We start from the raw sequence: 17,013 nt of genomic DNA, 5'->3' as shown, positions 1-17,013 counted from the left end.
CAGCTTACTGGAAACCTGGTATGGAAGTAAGCTGCGATTGCTGGCAAAATACGGGCTGTTAAAAAACATCAGTGTTCAAAACCACCCTCCACATTTCGGGGAGGATTGCTGCATGGGTAATCCGCTTACACCCATACCGCTCGTAAGTAGTGAGATCTCCTTATGACAATAACAAAACAGGCCCGCCGTTGAGCAACGGGTTTGAGTCCATCCATCGTACAAAAAACTTTTTTGATAATAATTGATATCTTCTATGAACCTCATTATCCAGGGCTCTGACATAGCTAACCATGATTTAAGAGAATTGGCAAAGCTTGCTGGCGCTAACCAGATCGAGCGCATCACCGGCGAAGCATTCCGGCTAAAAAATGCGAGCCAACGGGAGCACATCGCCGAATACTGTGCTGGCGCCGAACTGGACTTCGCTTTCGTTGAGCAAACGGCGCCTCTCGGGGATTTTGGCCTGGTGGCGATGGATATGGACTCCACGTTGCTTGCGATCGAATCCATCGACGAAGTAGCCGATATGCATGGTGTGAAGCCACAAGTATCCGAAATTACCCTGAGAACCATGCGGGGCGAAATCGTCTTTGCCGAGAGCTTGAGACAACGCACCGCATTGCTGCAAGGACTGGACCAGGATGCGTTGCAACGAGTTTACGACGAGCGCGTGCAATTAAGTCCCGGCGCGGAAAAGATGCTGCAACACATGAAGTCGGCGGGCCTCAAAACGATGGTCATTTCCGGGGGATTCACATTTTTTACCGATAGAATAAAAACAAAATTGGGATTCGATTATACGGCCGCCAATACACTTGAAATTGTGAATGGAAAACTTACTGGCAAGGTACTGGGTGAGATTATTGGCTCGCAGGGAAAAGCCGACGTGCTCAAACGCGTGCGCGAGGAGTTGGGATTGAAGCGGGAGCAAGTGATCGCCATCGGTGATGGCGCCAACGATCTTAGGATGCTGGAGGAAGCTGGCGTGAGTATTGCTTATCATGCCAAGCCCATCGTGCAGGAAAAGGCGACTTATGCGATCAATCATGTCGGCCTCGACGGAGTGGTTAATTTGTTTGGCTAATCTTCGCCGCTTGGTCTCGACTCTTATGCAAACCGAATTCACATCCAGATCCCCGTAGCAGGCAGCGGCAGATGGCCTCTGAATGGAGTACCATTTGCCGGCAGAGATGCTAACAGATTCATTCAGAGATTCCTTAATAGCTGAATGCGGCCTCGACAAGATAGGTGCGTCGCGGGTAGGGATGAAAAACAAATGCCTTATCATCATTCAGGTTGGTAATACCAAATGAAACCCTGCTTTTCAAACCATTCTGTAATTTGAATCGGTAGCTGGTTTTGAAATCCATGAAGAAGAAATCACTCTGGGCCCCGAACACGTTGTTTATATGATCCCGGTTATCGAGATCATTGAACGAATCACTGGTATAACGGCCCGAGAGTGAGATATCCCAAGCCTCGGTGGCATTGTAGGTGGTAAAGAAATTTGCCCGCCAATGGGGTAAACGTATGCGCTGCTTGCCAGTAAGATCAAAACTGTCTGGTCCCGGTTGACCTTGGGGTGGTAATGGATGATTCGGCGCCGTAAAGTTGATGAAAGGGCCTTTGTCTACTTTCGCATTCATCCACGTGCCATTGAACATGAAGTCAAACTTCGACCCCATGATTCTACGTTGATCCAAGATCAGTTCAACGCCGGTAGTGCTGGTCTGATCGATATTTTGAAATGCGCTTGTTGTGACTATGCCGGAGACCGTTTGCACTTGCTGGATGGCATCCTTGATGTCGTCGCGGAAAACATTCAAGCGGACATAGCCCCTCGGCAGTCCATATTCAATCATGAAGTTGTGGTGCACCCCATTCTCGGGCCTGAGGTGAGCATTGGCTTGAACAATAAAACGCGGGTCGCTAAGTGATTGATAAAGCTCTGCAATAACCGGGAACCGATGCGCCCTTCCGAATGAGTAACGAAGTTTCCACGGTCCTGGCTCATAACCCAGAGAAACCTTGGGTGAAAGCGCGGACTCGGTACGATCGGGAACCGGGGTACTTCCGACAATGCCCTTGCTGGCCGCCCACCATTCCTGTCGTGCCCCCACTGTAACGTCCCAACCCGGTAAGAAACGATATGCGGATTGGGCAAACATCGCATGGGTTGAGGTTTGCCCATCGTTGTTTCTGCCGGCTTGCAAGGGGCCACGCGTAAGGGTCGCGTAGTCCGTCAACGAGTACTGTCGGAAGTTTAAATTATATTGATCAAAATGATATCCCGTCAGGAACGATAATTTCTGATTACCGAGCACCGCAGGAGTGCTCAGCTTGAGATCGTAATTCAGCCAGCTGAATTTCTTGAAATCCTGAATCTGGCCTGTAGGATTCCCATTGGGATCGTTCGGATTGAAGAAAGCGGTGGCGCGCGTATCCTTGAGAACGTCAAAATTGCTGATTGTTGTATCGATATGCCAATTCTCGGTCAGTGCGCCGCGAAGCTGCAGACCGAGGTTCAACGTCTCACGCTTATCCGAACTGAACCCAAACCCTCTGTTTAACACATCGAAAGATGTACCATCCAGAGCGGCATTAGGCAGGATCAGGGGTTGAGACGCATTCTGAGGCCCGCCAAAGAATGTTTGCCCTGAAGTATCCTGCAAATAATTACGTGGATGGTTCTGGTTGCGTGTGCGATCCTCGTAGGCGACTGTAAAAATAGCCTGAAGTTCGGAATTAATGTCATAACCCAATTTGCCTTTGAACAGTTGAGTATTCACTTTCTCCGGCCCTGTATCGCCATAGATGATACTCGGCGTGCCGCGCGTGTCAGGTGTACGAATACCGCCAGTAACGTCCGTGAGTGGGGGAATAGGCGTCCCGGAAGGAGGCTGAGGCGCAGTAAAAGCGGGGGCTTGGCCCAATCCGGTGTTGTCAATAAAATAGGATTGCGGGTGACTCTGGGCTTCCAGGCGATTGTAGGCCAGGAATACCGACAGTTTGTCTTGAAACCGGTTGCCATAGGATACGTATTGCCGGTCGCCAATGAAGGTTCCTTTATCTGGGCCGTAAAGCTTGTACGGTTGAATAAAAAGACTGGTCTCGACATAGAACTCCTGCTTGCGTGGCATGCGCGTTCTAATATTCACCACGCCACCAATCGAGTTGCCACTGTATTCCGCCGAGAAAGGACCATACACGATATCAACGGCGTCTATTTCATTAGGACCCACCATTGACCAACGCGGAGCACCATTGAAAGAAGCCTGCAAAAAGTTATGTATCGGCAGGCCATCGGCATAAACCATATTGCGTGCTGTCGAGAACATATCCGCACCACGGATACCCAGCACACCGTTTGGATCGCCGACATAACGCTGGCGTATCTGTAAACTGGGTTGGTACTTGAGCACTTCTTCCGTTGTTTGCGCGTTCTGACGCTCGATCTGCGTTCGTGTGACGCGGGTGGAAGGCGAGGTGTAATGCGAATCACGTTCGACCTCGCCCGTCACCACCATCTCCTTGAATACCGTTTCCTTCTGGTTATCGGGCGCCGGCTTGTCCCTGCCTTTTTCGTTGGCTTTATCCTTACCCTTATTCTTCCCTTCGTCCTTGTCAGGTGCTTCGCTTACCGCCTCTTTTTCGGCAGCACCAGGAAACGGAACCGCACTCTGCGCAACCTGGCCCAAATTTTGCACCAGCGGGGTCGTTTTATTCGGCTGCACGATTAGCCCATTGATGCCGCCAGTCGACTGAAATATTTCAGCGGACGGTCTGCTTTCACGGGAACCCCTTACGGTATTTTGCGACAGAGTATTTTTTAGTTGCTCCGAATCTTCGGCCCAGACGGAAGAGACGAAAAGCACACTCGCCAAGGCGATAAAGATAGGTTTCATATTGATTTTTTCTTCGCCTGTTTTCTTATAACAACCAGCTTATAGCCGCTGTTTCTATTACGCATTTCAAATATTACTTTATCAACTTTTCAGTTTTTCCCCTACAACGGAGTAATTTATGGCATCGGATCAGACTGTATCTGGGAAACCTCCGAGCAAGCTCCCAGATCTGCCCGCAGGGAGGCACCAGCGGCCTTGCGGGACAAGATACTTTGATAGCGGCGATGGCACGAATGATCGCTTACCTTCGCCGGAGCCTGACAAAGCAGGCTCCGGTAAATCACTGTTCGTTCCCTCAGGGGTTATTGCAAAATTGGCTGCCTACCGGGTTATGACGTCTACCGCCTTTGCGACGCGGCTTATATCATCCCCCAGTTTTGTCCGCAGCATGTTTCGCGGAGGATTTATCCGAAGGCTTCCCGGCGGTGAGGCGGTCAAACGGCAGAACACGCAAGCCTTCCATTGCTGTATTCCACACTAACAGCACTTTGTTTCCATCAATCAATGGTATGGGATAATCCGTCGCTCCGGCGGATTCCATCAAACGCTGCGGCCCACTCCAGGACACACCGCTATCATTCGAATACATCATTTGTGCGGAATAAGAACTACCATCAAATTCGCGCCAGGTGAGGAGAACCGTTTTACCCTCCGCAGCTACCGATGCATGATTTGCCTGAGCTGCAGGATCGCCGATGGGCAGTGGTTGTGACTCCCAATCGCCACCGAGACGTTTGTAGAATAGTCCCTGGCGGACCGCGCCGTTGGTAAACCAGACCAGATGCAACTGGCCTTGGCGATCGGTCGCAATGCCGCCCCCATTATGGGGACATGCATCAATGCGCCATTCATCATCCGTGGCGCGCCGCATGCCGCCTTTATCCAGATTTGCAATGGCGAAATCACGCGTGTTGACACCAAAAATATTCCGCCAGAAGACTACGGGACCCTCCTGCGTCCAGGCGAGCGCAATCCGGCAGCACTCGCAAGTATGCGCTTGGAATCTTCGATTCGCACCGAAGCTGGCACCATTATCATTGGATTGCGCGATATAAACCGACACTCCGGCAAACTCTCCGCCTTGTTCCCTTGCCGCATCCCGGTCACGTGCATCAAGCCATGCCACAACGACCCTGCCCGCGCCATCAATAGCCAGTGAATCAAAACGATGGCTGGTAATGCGGCCGTCATCATTCAGGGTGACAGGTTTCGAGAAGGTCCGGCCTGAATCTGTCGAGCGTGCGAAACGAACATTGCCTGAATATTTCTGCGGTAGTGACTGGATCCAGGTCAAAAGGACGGTACCATCGCGTGCAACGGCAATCTTGGGACGATTCTCTCCGTCAGCCGATATATTTTCCGGCTCAGAGGTAACAACAACCGGATTGGAAAAACTTTTTCCTTCATCATCCGAGCGCGCAACCAGCAGCTGTTGATTCTCCACTTTTGCCAACCATAACCGGCCGCTTTCATCCAATGTTACGCCCACGCCCAATGTCGTCTTGGGAGGCCGGGGTTTCGCATGCGCTTGATCTTCCGAGGCCGGATCCGGGTGGCTCGCGTGTATGGCGGCTGAAGTGCTCAGCAAGAGCATGGCTGCAATATGATAGATCTGTTGCCGCCGCATGACTTCCTCCCATAAACTGTACCGGGTTGTGAGGATAATCCATTTCGGGAAGCATGAGAATGCGACAAATTGTCGCATTCATGCCATGTTTATCTGCTTGAGTTCGGTTGGCGCGGACGCGGTTATTGATCTTTGCTGGCCACTGCGAGCAGGCGACAATAAAACATCCTATCCTCTCATTTCCAGTTTATGCCGTTGCCATGCCGCTTCTTTCTTTAGCACAATGTTAACCACCCGCATGACGCCGGCTATATCAACGGGCTTCTTGCTGTGTTCAATCCGTCCGGTCAGCGCAATATCCGGATGCAGCTTGCCGCTTTGGTAGAGTGACCATATTTCCCTGCCATAGTCAGTGGCGGGCAATTCGGGCGCAAAGCGGCCAAAGTAGGCAGCAAGGTTATCCATGTCGCGGACCAGCATGCTGCGGGCGTTGTTGTTGGCCGCCGCGTCAATGGCCTGGGGCAGGTCGATGATGACCAGTCCGTCGCTGCCGGCAAGCACATTGTATTCGGACAAATCGCCATGGACGATCCCGGCGCAAAGCATGCGCACCACCTCCCTGACAAGGGTGAGGTGATGCGCGCGCGCCTCTTCCGCCGTGAGCGCCAGATCATTGAGCCGGGGGGCGGCCGCGCCATTGACGCCCGTCACCAGTTCCATCAGCAGCACACCCTCGAAGAAATTATAGGGCTGCGGCACACGCACGCCGGCGGCGGCAAGACGGCACAGGGAATCCACTTCCACGCTGCGCCACGCATCTTCCTGCGCCTTGCGTCCATAGCGGGTGCCCTTCTCCATGGCGCGGGCGCGCCGGCTGTTCTTCACTCTGCGGCCTTCGGTGTAATCCACGCTCTGGCGGAAGCTGCGTGCGTTGGCTTCCTTGTATACCTTCGCGCAACGTATCGCTTCTCCGCAGCGGACCACGTAGACCATGGCTTCCTTGCCGCTCATGAGCTGGCAGATGACTTCATCGACGAGACCCTCCTCGACGAGCGGTTCAATTCTTTTCGGGATTTTCATGGATGCTTTTGCGAGCGCGCAATACTTGCCACTAGCTGCTCATCTCCTTGTCAAATTGAATTAAACGGAATTTTCCCGCGCTGTTACTGGCAATAACTCCAGATTCAGGTTGGATTGTAGAGAGGAGAAATCAGCTTGGGAATGTGACATATTGCCGCGCGGCAATATGTCACACCGCTTTACATGCTTCGGAGAAAACGGCTCTTCAGCCATAGAATCTTGCCGATAAGGCGTAGGGAAGGATCTGACCGGTATTTCACTGGCGGATGGCAATTCCTCAGGACAAGACTTTCGTTGCGGCCAGTACAAGAACGTATGTGAGGTGAGTTATATCAATAGTGATGTGATGGAGTTGATAAAAAACACCCGTCACGTAAAAAACACGAGAGCTGGTCTTTAACTGATCTGCTTATCCGTTTTAAACACAACGGCGCAATCCATTTATCCGTGAGCATAATCGCTAAACGCCACTTTTATCATGATGCGTACTTTTGACCCACTCTTGCACCACCAGACTGCCCACCATATCCCCTTCAACGTTAACAGCCGTGCGGAATGCATCCAGCAAGCGATCAATCGGAAGTAGAATAGCGATAGCCTCCGCGGGCAGACCAACCGATTGCAACACCAGCACCATGGTTACCATGCCGGCGCTGGGAATGCCAGGCGCACCCATTGCGCCGACCATGGCGGTGAAAAACACGATCATCTGCTGCATGAGATTAAGTTCAATACCCACCAGATTGGCGACAAACAGTGCTGCAGCGGCCTCGTATAATGCGGTCCCATCCATGTTAAGCGTGGCGCCGAGCGGTACGACGAAGCCCGCAATATCGCGTTTGACATGGAGATGCTGTTCCACACAACGCAAGGTGACAGGCAAAGTGGCCGAACTGGAACTGGTGGCAAAAGCAGTTACCAGCGCCTCGCGCGCGCCGCGCCAGAATTTGAGCGGCGCCATGCCGGTTACCAGATAAAGTATCAGCGGCAGCACCACCACGCCATGCAGTAGCGTGGTACCCACCACCACCACGATAAATTTTATCAGCGTCGCAAGCAGGGCAGTATCCTGGGTGGCGACCAGTTGCACCAGCAGCGCCATGATGCCCAGCGGTGCCAGCCGCATAATCCAGCCCACCAGCATCAGTATCAGTTCCAGAAATTCCTGCAGCAAAACAATAATATTGGCGTAGCGCTCCCCACCCACCACCAACGCAATCCCCAGCAAAAGTGCGAAAACCACTACCGCGAGCACATCACCCTGAGCTAACGCCGTGATGGGATTTTGAAATAGTGAATGTAGAAAATGGGCAAAGAACTCCGGCAGAGACATCTGTCTGGCCTCAAAACCCCGCATGGCATCCTGAAACATTGCAAGCTGAAGTCCCTCGCCAGGCCGAAAAAGATTGGCAGCGGTCAATCCCAGCATCACCGCAAGCGCCATGGAAAATATAAAGAAACCCAGTGTGGCTTTCCATACCTTATGCATCTGGCGGTGCGCACGCAAGTTGGCAACCCCAACCGCGATGGAGGTGAATACCAGCGGAATCAGCACCATTTTCAACAAGTCAATAAACAATGTGCCGATCAGTCCGGCGATATATAGCCCGGTTTGCGCGACGGCCGATTCTTGTCCAAGTCCGGAAATTCCCCAACCCAGCAAGATTCCAGCCAGCACACCGAATAAAATCTGCGTGTTAAGCGATGTTTTTTTCACCAGCTGATTCTGTTTATGAAATACAATTTTTGGCGAACTACTCGAAAGAATACTGTTTGCAACGGGATCAACTACGAATATTTGATACGGAATGCTTGAAGTACCTAAGTACCTTACAGGTTCTTACAGGTCCGCAGGATAACGATACCAGATTTCCTGATCCAAAGAAGCAGAGGGATACCTGCCCTGGCGGAGAATCTGATTAACCGGGACAAATCCACGGTTCTTTTTATAAAGGACAGCCCGCTCATTGCTTGCCATGCATAGTCTCCAATGAGCAAACACATGCTGTTAACATTGTCCTTGCGGAAACCGCCGCATAATGTCCTGGACAGTTATATTTCAGTATGATTGACGGTCTCTCTTTTTCCCTTCTCACCCCACCGTTAATAGCGTTTACGGTGACGCTTATCCTGACTGGATGGTTGATAAAAAACAACGTCCTTAAGGTACTGGATCATCCCAACCCCCGTTCCCTCCATACCAGGGCCGTTCGCCGCACCGGCGGGCTCGGCATGATGCTGGGCGTAGCGATTTCATGGGCATCTATCCCCGCGGCCCTGCCAATTTCTGTATCACTGGGTGTTGCGCTCCTGGTGCTGGTATCTTTTGCCGACGACATTTTCGGCCTGCCTGTGCTCGGGCGGCTATTGATGCATGGCGCGGTGGCTATCTGGTTCTCGGTCGCACTGTTATCCGAAGCACGTGGATGGATGGTCGCTACAATAATCACCATTTCGGTCGTCTGGATGATCAATCTTTATAATTTCATGGACGGCTCGGATGGATTGGCGGGCGGCATGACACTGATTGGTTTCACTTGCTACGGTCTGACTGCATTGCTAGCGGGGAATGAGTCATTTGCCGTGATAAACTTTTGTATTGCCGCCGCCGCGGCGGCTTTTCTGATATTCAACTTTTATCCCGCGCGTATTTTCATGGGAGATGCCGGCGCGATTCCCCTGGGATTCCTGGCCGCGTCACTGGGTATGATTGGCTGGACGAAAGGTTTGTGGCCACCGTGGCTGCCGGTGCTGGTTTTTTCTCCATTTATCGCCGATGCTTCTGTTACGCTCGCAAAACGTTGTCTGAGCGGCGAAAAATTCTGGCAGGCACATCGGGCTCACTATTACCAGCGTATGGTGCGTAGCGGTCTGGGTCATCGCAATACGGCACTGCTGGGTTATATTCTAATGGTGAGCGCCGGGGTCAGCGCAATGTGGGCAGCGCATGAGGATATTGCTGTCCAGCTTGGAGTCGGCATAGTCTGGGGCGGAATCTACTTGAGTATGATGATCGTGTCCGAACGATACCTGGAGCGCTGTCCCGGCGACTGACAGAATGTCCTTACCCAAACTCAACATACGCACGGTAATCGCTTTTGTTCATGACATTGCCGCAACGGTCATGGCATGGGGACTCGCTTATTCTTTCCGCTTCAATTTTGAAATACCTTCCCTGTACCTGGAATCGTTAAAAGAAATCCTGCCCTGGGTCATTCCGATTCATGCGGCGTCATTTTTATGGTTTGGCCTGTATCGCGGACTCTGGCATTACGCAAGCTTACCCGACTTGCGACGTATTCTGCTTGCAGTGTTGACAGCGGCAGCGACGGTGCCGCTGGTGTTATTCATGTTACAGATACTTGCCGGCACACCGCGCACCGTGCTGCTGCTGGCCCCCATTCTGCTTCTGTTTATCATGGGAGGCAGCCGCCTGGCTTACCGCTTATGGAAGGAGCATCGACTCTATGGACTGAGTAAAATCGAGGGTAATCTCGTCCTGGTATTGGGCGCGGGCGACGGTGCAATCGGTCTGGTGAAAGAACTCGCTCGCAGCGCGCAATGGCGAGTAGTGGGATTGCTGGATGACGATCCCGCAAAACGTGGAATGATGCTGCATGGTTTCAAGGTACTGGGCCGAATCAATGAACTTCCTGTCGTAGCGGAAAAACTGGGTGTGGCTCATGCCATTATCGCCATGACGCCCACCGCTATCGATCGCCGAAATGCCCTCCGTCCTCAACTCGACCGCCGTCATCCCGACCGCCTTCACCGCGACCGCAGGCGTGCGCTGGAAATGTGTTCAACCGCTGGCGTGAAGGCTCTGATCGTGCCTTCTTATGACGATTTAATAAGCGGCAAAATCACTGTATCGCAAATCCGCAATGTCGAACTGGATGATTTGCTGGGACGGGATCCGGTAGTGCTGGATAATGACAGGCTGCAGGACTTGCTGGCGGGAAAAACCGTGCTGGTTACCGGAGCAGGCGGTTCAATCGGATCGGAACTATGCCGGCAGATTGCCAAGTTTGAACCGCGTCGCCTGGTCCTGTTCGAATTGAATGAATTCGCGCTTTACAACATTGAACAGGAACTCAGGATCAGTTTTCCGGAAATGCCGATGGTATTCATGATAGGCGATATCAAGGATCAGGCCCGGCTGTCCCAGGTATTTTCGCAATTCCGGCCCGCTGTTGTTTTTCATGCGGCGGCTTACAAGCATGTCCCGCTGATGGAGCAGGAGAATGCCTGGCAAGCCGTCCTGAATAATGTATGGGGAACTTACGTCCTGGCGCGGATGGCAATCAAGCACGGAGTGGAAAAGTTCGTACTGATCTCGACCGACAAGGCCGTCAATCCGACCAATGTCATGGGTGCCAGCAAACGGCTGGCGGAGATGGTTTGTCAAGCATTGCAGCAAACCGTTTGCCGGCCGGAGAAAAAGAATCCGGGTGATACGGTGCGGAAAACAGGTTTTGTCATGGTGCGTTTTGGCAACGTGCTCGGCAGCACGGGCAGCGTGATTCCAAAGTTCCGCGAACAGATTGCAAAAGGGGGGCCGATTACCGTTACCCATTCCGAGGTTACGCGCTACTTCATGTCCATACCCGAAGCCGCACAACTGGTGCTGCAAGCCGGCCTGATGGGAGGAAAGGAAGGTGGGGGAGAGATTTTTGTGCTGGATATGGGCGAGCCCATCAAAATTGCCGATCTCGCAAAAGACATGATTCGCCTATCAGGCCTGAGCGAGGGGGATATCAAGATTGTCTACAATGGACTGCGCCCAGGGGAAAAACTCCACGAAGAATTATTGGCGGACGATGAAAATACTTTGCCTACACCGCACTCCAAGCTGCGCATAGCCCAGGCTCGCCAGGTAGACGCACAATGGCTGGCACATCTCGTGGCATGGATGAAAGAGCATCCGGTACTGAGCGACGAGGAAGTCAAGGAAGGATTGACAAGATGGGTGCCGGAATACAAACAGGAAATCGCGCCGCTGAGCAACCAATGATGATGGGGTTCAAACAAAAGTCCGGACAAGCCGGGCGTAAGCGCCTTCCTTTGCAAGTAATTCCTGGTGATTGCCAATATCGGTGATGCGTCCCTTTTGCAGCACCACAATGCGATCTGCTCTTTCCACGGTGGATAGGCGATGCGCTATGACGAGTGTGGTACGTCCTTGCATCAGGGCTTCCAATGCTGCCTTCACATGATGGCTGGTTTCGAAGTCCGGCGTCTGAAATGTCTCGTCCACGATCAGAACAGGTGAATTTCTCAGCAGTGCCCGGGCAATGGCGACACGCAGCCGTTGTCCGCTGGAAAGTCTAATGCCTCGTTCCCCTACTATGGTTTGCAATCCCTGCGGCATTTCCCGAATGAATTCCATTGCATGAGCGGCCTGCGCCGCTGCGGTGATCCTGGATTCTGTTTCACGACCCATGGCGCCATAAGCGATGTTGGCTGCCACCGTATCATTGAATAGTGTCATGCCTTCGGAAACCAGCGCAATATTGTCACGTAGACTGGTTAACCTGAAGCTCGCCAGATCATGACCATCAAGCAGAACCCTTCCTGCTGTGGGGCGAATGAAACGCGGCACCAGATTCACAAGGGTGGCCTTGTCGCGCTCGGAGAGGCCTACCAGCGCCACGGTCTCCCCTGGTTGTATGGTCAGCGTAATATCCACTATCTCGCCTGCCCCGGGGCTTGTCCCGGAATTTACGGGGTCGCGGCAGAAACTGACCTGCTCGAATCGCAGTTCCCCGCGCGCCCGGTCGATGGCAATTGTTCCCGTACCCCCCCCCGTATTCGGTTCAACCCCCTGGTCCAGCAGTGAGAATACGCTTTCGGCGGCAGTAGACCCCTGCTGCCAAGACTCTTTCAAACTGGCAATACGCTTCAGCGGCGCACTCAGCATCAGCATGGCCACGACAATGGATACAAAACCGCCCACCGTGGTCTCATTGGCGAAGGCCTGCTGCATTGCAAGATATAATGTGACTACTATCACAACGGAGGTCATGAGTTGCACCAGCGGAACGCTTAAAGCCGCAATGGCCACCTGTTTCAGGGTAAAGTCGCGCACGCGGCTTGCCTCCTCTCCCATACGATGGGTTTCATATTGCTGGCCCCCGTAAAGTCTGACCACTCTGTGGTTTTCAATGGATTCCTTTAATACCTGAGTGATGTTATCCGCTGTTTGCCGCGCTTCCCGCTCCGCGCCTTGCAGCCGCTCGCCCGCGGACTGTATGATCAGCATGAGCACAGACACCATCAATAAGACCGGTACTGAAAGCTTCCAGTTGAGATAAAGCATCCATACCAGCAATCCAGTAACCGTCAACGTGTCCCTCACCATCACGGTGATTACGTCGACGGCGGCGCGAGCGAGCTGGGTTATATCGGACGTGAGTATGGCAACAAGGCCGCCGCCGGGCTGGCCGGAATAATAGCAATCAGGCAGGATCAATAATTTATCGAACATCTCCGCGCGCAGATCCACCGCCAGCTTGCTGCTTACCCAATTGATGGCATAGATGCTGATATAGCCTGCCACACCGCGCGCCGCAAACAACACAACGATTGCCAGCAGAACCAGTTGCATCGATTCCACGTCCTTGTTGACAAAAGCGCCGTCCAGCATCGGCACTGTCAATGCGGCGATCATCGGCGCGGTTACCGCCATCGCAATCATACCCATCAGCGAAAACGCGAGCACCTCCCAATAGGGCACGATATATTTCATCAGGCGCGCGTACAACCGGCGGCTGTTCATGGCGTAGGGATCTTGCATGAATGGAAGGACAAGAGACGGAAACCAGCGGACTTTAGCAGCGTGAGCGTTACTAGGCAATGTGCGGGCTTCGGGATGTGGCAATTTGGGCGAGGCGGTACCGCGGCTATCACCTCAATTGGAGCCTCCCATCAATGGCAAATACAGCTATCAGAATGTATGAGAAATGCTTGCCCAGACCGTCCGCGGAATCCCGTTAAACCCGACTGCCGGCTGGTATTTCTTATCGAGAAAATTATCGATCTGGACTCGCAGGGTGGGGCCTTGCTGAAGCTTGTAGGATGCGCTGAAACCCACGATGATCATCGCCGGCAGTTTGTGGAGATTTTCATTGTCGTCATATCTCGCACCCTCGCCTCTCGCTATGCCCTCCACCGTGAAATTTCCCATTGCATATCTCATCGCCACAGTGCCGAACATCCTGGATCTGCGTGGAAGAATCGTATTGAGCTGCTGATTACGCGGATCCTGGAAAGTCATGTTTGTCCGTATCGTCCAGTTTTTGTCAATAGGCTGGGTTCCACTCACTTCAAATCCATCGATGCGGGCCTGGGAGATATTCTCGACTTGCGAAAATATACTGTTAATCACTATGGCATCCTTGATGGTATTCATAAAATAGCCCAATCGATAGCTTGCACCACTACTCCCGTCATATGACACAAACGCTTCATGCATCCGGCCGCGTTCAGGCTTGAGATTAGGATTACCGCCGAATCCGAATAGGGTGGGAAAATAAAGATCGTTGAACGTCGGCGCCTTGAATGACGACGAAGTCAGCGCTCCCACCCGCCAGGAATCACCCAATTTCCGCGACAGGGAAATTGAATAAGTGTTGTAGTGCCCGAACTGGCTGTTCTCGTCATGGCGAAACATGCCCTCCGCCACATGCCGGCCAGTATCCAGTTGCGCTCCCACAAATGCCGCTACATTGCTCCTGCTTGTGGAAGTAAATTTCGTTGTGCTGTCTACGCCCTGAATCTCATGATCCATTCCCGTAAAGATCCGGCCAATATTGAGTTTCTTTTCCAACTGCACCGACGCCTGCAGGGAATGGCTATTGAATACGGCGGGAAAAGCGCCTCGCACCGTTGATCTGTCGACGGATCCGCCATATGTGGCCATCACGCTGAAATCACGGGGAAGCGAATAGATACCCCTGACGTTGGCCATGGCGATCGATTGTATGTTCATATCGGCAGTTGTCGGCGAAGCGTCAAATGAGGTCTTGACTTCGGAGCCCAAGGCGGTGGCTTCCACCTGAAAATCCGGTGTTATCCAGCCGCCCGCCTTGGCCACGATTCCCACTCGTTTCCGGGGGTCGTTATCCGGATTGAAGGCGAACGTGTTGCTGCTGTTCGTTGCCGAGCCCTGACGGATGATATCCTGCACCACGCGCACGCCCGCGTAGTACGAATCTCCCCTTATCCCGAGGCTGCTGGCGGCTCTCTCGGAGAATCTCGACCCGCCGCCAGCCGAAAACATCACCCCTTTCGGTATGTCGATGTTTCCCCTGATTACACCCCCGACCGCGTTCGATCCGAACGCTGCTGACGTTCCGCCTTGAATGACATCAACGGACGACAACAAGCCCGGCGCGATTGCGGCAAAATTTGCCATTCCGGCGGTGGCGGAATACATTTTGACGCCGTCTATCAGGAACAACGCCTGGTTCGAGTTGGAACCCCGCATGAAAAGAGACACCGGCCCCCCCGGACCGCTCTCATTTACCTGTACCTGTTCTTGCAGCACGGTTTTCCAGTCGTTATCTTCGACCTTCAATTTCACTGTGTTAATCCGCAGATTGGTCAGTTCCCGGGTCATGGGAATCCGGTTCCCGCCATAAATGGTCAGTTCCGGAAGGACCGTCTTGGGAACGTCGTTTGCCAGAGCCAATCCAGCCTGATTCAATATCAACCCCAGGACCAGCAGGCGGCCTGATTTCATTCATCACTCCTTGCGGATATTAAATATGCCTATTACATCAAATCAGGACGCGTATTTCGACATGGGGCATCGTCCGGGGAGCGCCTTTACCGTTGGCACGCTCGCGTTTATCGATGCATAATCCCAACCGGAACGTACGGATGACAAAAAGCAGCCGCTTATCTGAAATGAAACATAATTTGGTGTTAAGCAGACGCCCCGTCCACTGTTTTGATAAACGAGGAATTGCCGCGCAGAAGTCTTGAGCGAAAAAATCGATCAGGATACCGCCCCACGCGATAGTTCCCCATACCGTATACGTTCGAGGCCGGTATCCGGGCTCGCAAGATTTGACGTATCGCCTTCCCATGAACTGGAGAATTCACAGTGGCACCAGGGGATCCCTGAATAAATGAAGGACTTATTCAAACGTTCCCTGATTGATACGCCCGCACTTGCTTACCGTTGCGGGGGCAGCCCAGGCATCAAGGGATCTCTGAATAAGTCATCCGTAAATCGTGAAGGACTTATTCAAAGGTTCCCTTACCTGGTTCCCGTTTAACTCGGCCGCACAGCGGCCAAAGCACCTTGAACGTGGCAGGAATTCTACCAGAATCAGACCGCCTCGACTCAACCTGAATCCATCAGTTAACCGCTTTATTTTACTGAGCTCGCTATAACTGCCAAGCCCAGGCTGAATCATTCGAATAGCATTTTCATCATGCAGGGCCGGCAAGTGAGATGGACGCGGCGAACCTGGAAATAACATTTGAACAGCTCCCTTACCAGTTGACTCAACAAGGATTCCCGAACTATAGTGGGCCGATGGAATCCGAGCTCAATTCCCTGGAAGAGAAAATTAATCAATTTGTGCGATTGTGCCAGCAGTTGCGATCTGAAAATATCCAGTTACGCCAGCAACTGGCGAGCGCGGCCAGCGAAAATAAGCACCTGTCGGAAAAAATAAACGCCGCAGCCGGCCGTCTGGAAGCCCTCCTGACGCAACTTCCTGGAAACGAAGAATGAAAACCGCCACTACCATGGACGTCACGATCATGGGGCGCGAATTCCGCGTCACCTGCCCTGACGAGGAACGTGAGGACCTGCTGCAGGCGGTTGCTTATCTTGATAAAAAGATGCGCGAAATCAGGGATAGCGGGAAGGTGCTGGGTTCCGAGCGCGTCGCCATCATGGCGGCACTCAACATCGCCCATGAATTGCTCGCCACAAGAAAAAGAGGGGGCTTTGACATGGAAGAATTTAAGCGTAGAATCGTTCACATGCAGGTGGCGCTTGATGCCGTAATGCCGGAGCAAGACAAGCTGTTTTAATCCGTATTGCGAGGCTCTCAAGTCAGCCGGGTTGGGTTTCCAGTTTGCGCTCAAGGCGGAAATGCGGTTAACGGATTATTCTGTCTGAGGCGAGAACGGGTAAGAGTTGTTCCCTGCGGTGTTCGTTTAGACCTATATTCTTTGAACCAACTTTTTTAAGAATCGGTTACGAACCAGAGTGACGCTGTTGTGCGCATCCTAATTGGAAGCGCCTGATGCGTCCGGCTAGTGACCACCTTGGACCTTAAGGTTCAAGATAAATGGTCTGACGGCATCTGCGGGGACTTTATTTCGGAAAACAAAAGAAGCGGCCTTGCCGCTTTTTTTGTCTTCCATCTGCTTCGCTGCTCCAGCCACGCAGCCATATGCGACGAAATGCATGATCCGGCCGTAAAGTGAAGAGAAATC

11 protein-coding genes, 1 other RNA gene and 1 riboswitch are annotated in these 17,013 nt (G+C 52.6%); of the genes, 6 read left to right on the top strand and 6 right to left on the bottom strand.

All coding sequences use genetic code 11. The features are described from left to right. The first annotated feature begins 253 nt into the window (after positions 1-253). Positions 254-1,084 carry a phosphoserine phosphatase SerB gene (gene serB / locus EBAPG3_RS05305; RefSeq protein ID WP_004177319.1) on the top strand — a complete coding sequence of 277 codons (831 nt, stop codon included), beginning with the start codon at positions 254-256 and terminating at the stop codon, positions 1,082-1,084. A gap of 133 nt (positions 1,085-1,217) precedes the next feature. Here serB and EBAPG3_RS05300 read toward each other — a convergent pair whose 3' ends face one another. The 4 genes from EBAPG3_RS05300 to EBAPG3_RS05285 form a co-directional block, all read right to left on the bottom strand. Then, positions 1,218-3,905, bottom strand: coding sequence for a TonB-dependent receptor (locus EBAPG3_RS05300; RefSeq protein ID WP_004177320.1), 2,688 nt, complete (start codon positions 3,903-3,905; stop codon positions 1,218-1,220). 364 nt (positions 3,906-4,269) lie between these two features. Beyond that, complete coding sequence (locus EBAPG3_RS05295; RefSeq protein WP_004177322.1) at positions 4,270-5,532, bottom strand: sialidase family protein; 1,263 nt, start codon at positions 5,530-5,532, stop codon at positions 4,270-4,272. A gap of 168 nt (positions 5,533-5,700) precedes the next feature. After that, positions 5,701-6,552, bottom strand: a complete 852-nt coding sequence (locus EBAPG3_RS05290; protein ID WP_085921927.1) for a PA4780 family RIO1-like protein kinase — start codon at positions 6,550-6,552, stop codon at positions 5,701-5,703. Between the two features lie 460 nt (positions 6,553-7,012). After that, positions 7,013-8,269, bottom strand: a complete 1,257-nt coding sequence (locus EBAPG3_RS05285) for a dicarboxylate/amino acid:cation symporter (protein ID WP_004176361.1) — start codon at positions 8,267-8,269, stop codon at positions 7,013-7,015. A 347-nt stretch (positions 8,270-8,616) separates the two neighbouring features. Here EBAPG3_RS05285 and EBAPG3_RS05280 point away from each other — a divergent pair, with 347 nt between their 5' ends. Further along, the gene (locus tag EBAPG3_RS05280) at positions 8,617-9,606 is read left to right on the top strand and encodes an MraY family glycosyltransferase (RefSeq protein ID WP_004176359.1); all 990 of its coding nucleotides are present in this window, start codon (positions 8,617-8,619) and stop codon (positions 9,604-9,606) included. A 4-nt stretch (positions 9,607-9,610) separates the two neighbouring features. Next, positions 9,611-11,566, top strand: coding sequence for a polysaccharide biosynthesis protein (locus EBAPG3_RS05275; RefSeq protein ID WP_004176356.1), 1,956 nt, complete (start codon positions 9,611-9,613; stop codon positions 11,564-11,566). Positions 11,567-11,575: 9 nt separating this feature from the next. Here the strand turns inward: EBAPG3_RS05275 and EBAPG3_RS05270 are convergent, their stop codons facing one another. Further along, entirely contained in the window at positions 11,576-13,348 is a 1,773-nt protein-coding gene (locus tag EBAPG3_RS05270) for an ABC transporter transmembrane domain-containing protein (protein WP_004176355.1), read from the bottom strand. A 150-nt stretch (positions 13,349-13,498) separates the two neighbouring features. After that, positions 13,499-15,295 (bottom strand): TonB-dependent receptor domain-containing protein, encoded by a 1,797-nt coding sequence (locus EBAPG3_RS05265; RefSeq protein ID WP_004176350.1) that lies wholly within the window; start codon positions 15,293-15,295, stop codon positions 13,499-13,501. 288 nt (positions 15,296-15,583) lie between these two features. Continuing rightward, positions 15,584-15,880: riboswitch (cobalamin riboswitch) on the bottom strand. Positions 15,881-16,015: 135 nt separating this feature from the next. On the opposite strand from EBAPG3_RS05265, the gene EBAPG3_RS05260 reads away from it, so the two are divergent. The 3 genes from EBAPG3_RS05260 (at position 16,016) to ssrS (ending at position 16,893) form a co-directional block, all read left to right on the top strand. Further along, the gene (locus EBAPG3_RS05260; RefSeq protein ID WP_004176348.1) at positions 16,016-16,300 is read left to right on the top strand and encodes a hypothetical protein; all 285 of its coding nucleotides are present in this window, start codon (positions 16,016-16,018) and stop codon (positions 16,298-16,300) included. Next, positions 16,297-16,605: a cell division protein ZapA gene (locus EBAPG3_RS05255; RefSeq protein ID WP_004176347.1), complete on the top strand. Its 309-nt coding sequence runs from the start codon at positions 16,297-16,299 to the stop codon at positions 16,603-16,605. The genes EBAPG3_RS05260 and EBAPG3_RS05255 overlap by 4 nt, the downstream gene beginning before the upstream one ends. A 107-nt stretch (positions 16,606-16,712) precedes the next feature. Beyond that, positions 16,713-16,893, top strand: a non-coding RNA gene (gene ssrS, locus EBAPG3_RS05250) — 6S RNA. Positions 16,894-17,013 lie beyond the last annotated feature (120 nt).

Source organism: Nitrosospira lacus (assembly GCF_000355765.4).
Lineage (GTDB): Bacteria > Pseudomonadota > Gammaproteobacteria > Burkholderiales > Nitrosomonadaceae > Nitrosospira > Nitrosospira lacus.
The sequence above is the reverse complement of the archived record's forward strand: the minus strand, read 5'-3'. Positions and strand labels throughout refer to the sequence as shown.

Excerpts from the sequence above, each read along its gene's own strand:
- serB (WP_004177319.1), top strand. The coding sequence starts at position 254 with ATGAACCTCATTATCCAGGGCTCTGACATAGCTAACCATGATTTAAGA.
- EBAPG3_RS05300 (WP_004177320.1), bottom strand. The coding sequence starts at position 3,905 with ATGAAACCTATCTTTATCGCCTTGGCGAGTGTGCTTTTCGTCTCTTCC.
- EBAPG3_RS05295 (WP_004177322.1), bottom strand. The coding sequence starts at position 5,532 with ATGCGGCGGCAACAGATCTATCATATTGCAGCCATGCTCTTGCTGAGC.
- EBAPG3_RS05290 (WP_085921927.1), bottom strand. The coding sequence starts at position 6,552 with ATGAAAATCCCGAAAAGAATTGAACCGCTCGTCGAGGAGGGTCTCGTC.
- EBAPG3_RS05280 (WP_004176359.1), top strand. The coding sequence starts at position 8,617 with ATGATTGACGGTCTCTCTTTTTCCCTTCTCACCCCACCGTTAATAGCG.
- EBAPG3_RS05275 (WP_004176356.1), top strand. The coding sequence starts at position 9,611 with ATGTCCTTACCCAAACTCAACATACGCACGGTAATCGCTTTTGTTCAT.
- EBAPG3_RS05270 (WP_004176355.1), bottom strand. The coding sequence starts at position 13,348 with ATGCAAGATCCCTACGCCATGAACAGCCGCCGGTTGTACGCGCGCCTG.
- EBAPG3_RS05265 (WP_004176350.1), bottom strand. The coding sequence starts at position 15,295 with ATGAAATCAGGCCGCCTGCTGGTCCTGGGGTTGATATTGAATCAGGCT.
- EBAPG3_RS05260 (WP_004176348.1), top strand. The coding sequence starts at position 16,016 with ATGGACGCGGCGAACCTGGAAATAACATTTGAACAGCTCCCTTACCAG.
- EBAPG3_RS05255 (WP_004176347.1), top strand. The coding sequence starts at position 16,297 with ATGAAAACCGCCACTACCATGGACGTCACGATCATGGGGCGCGAATTC.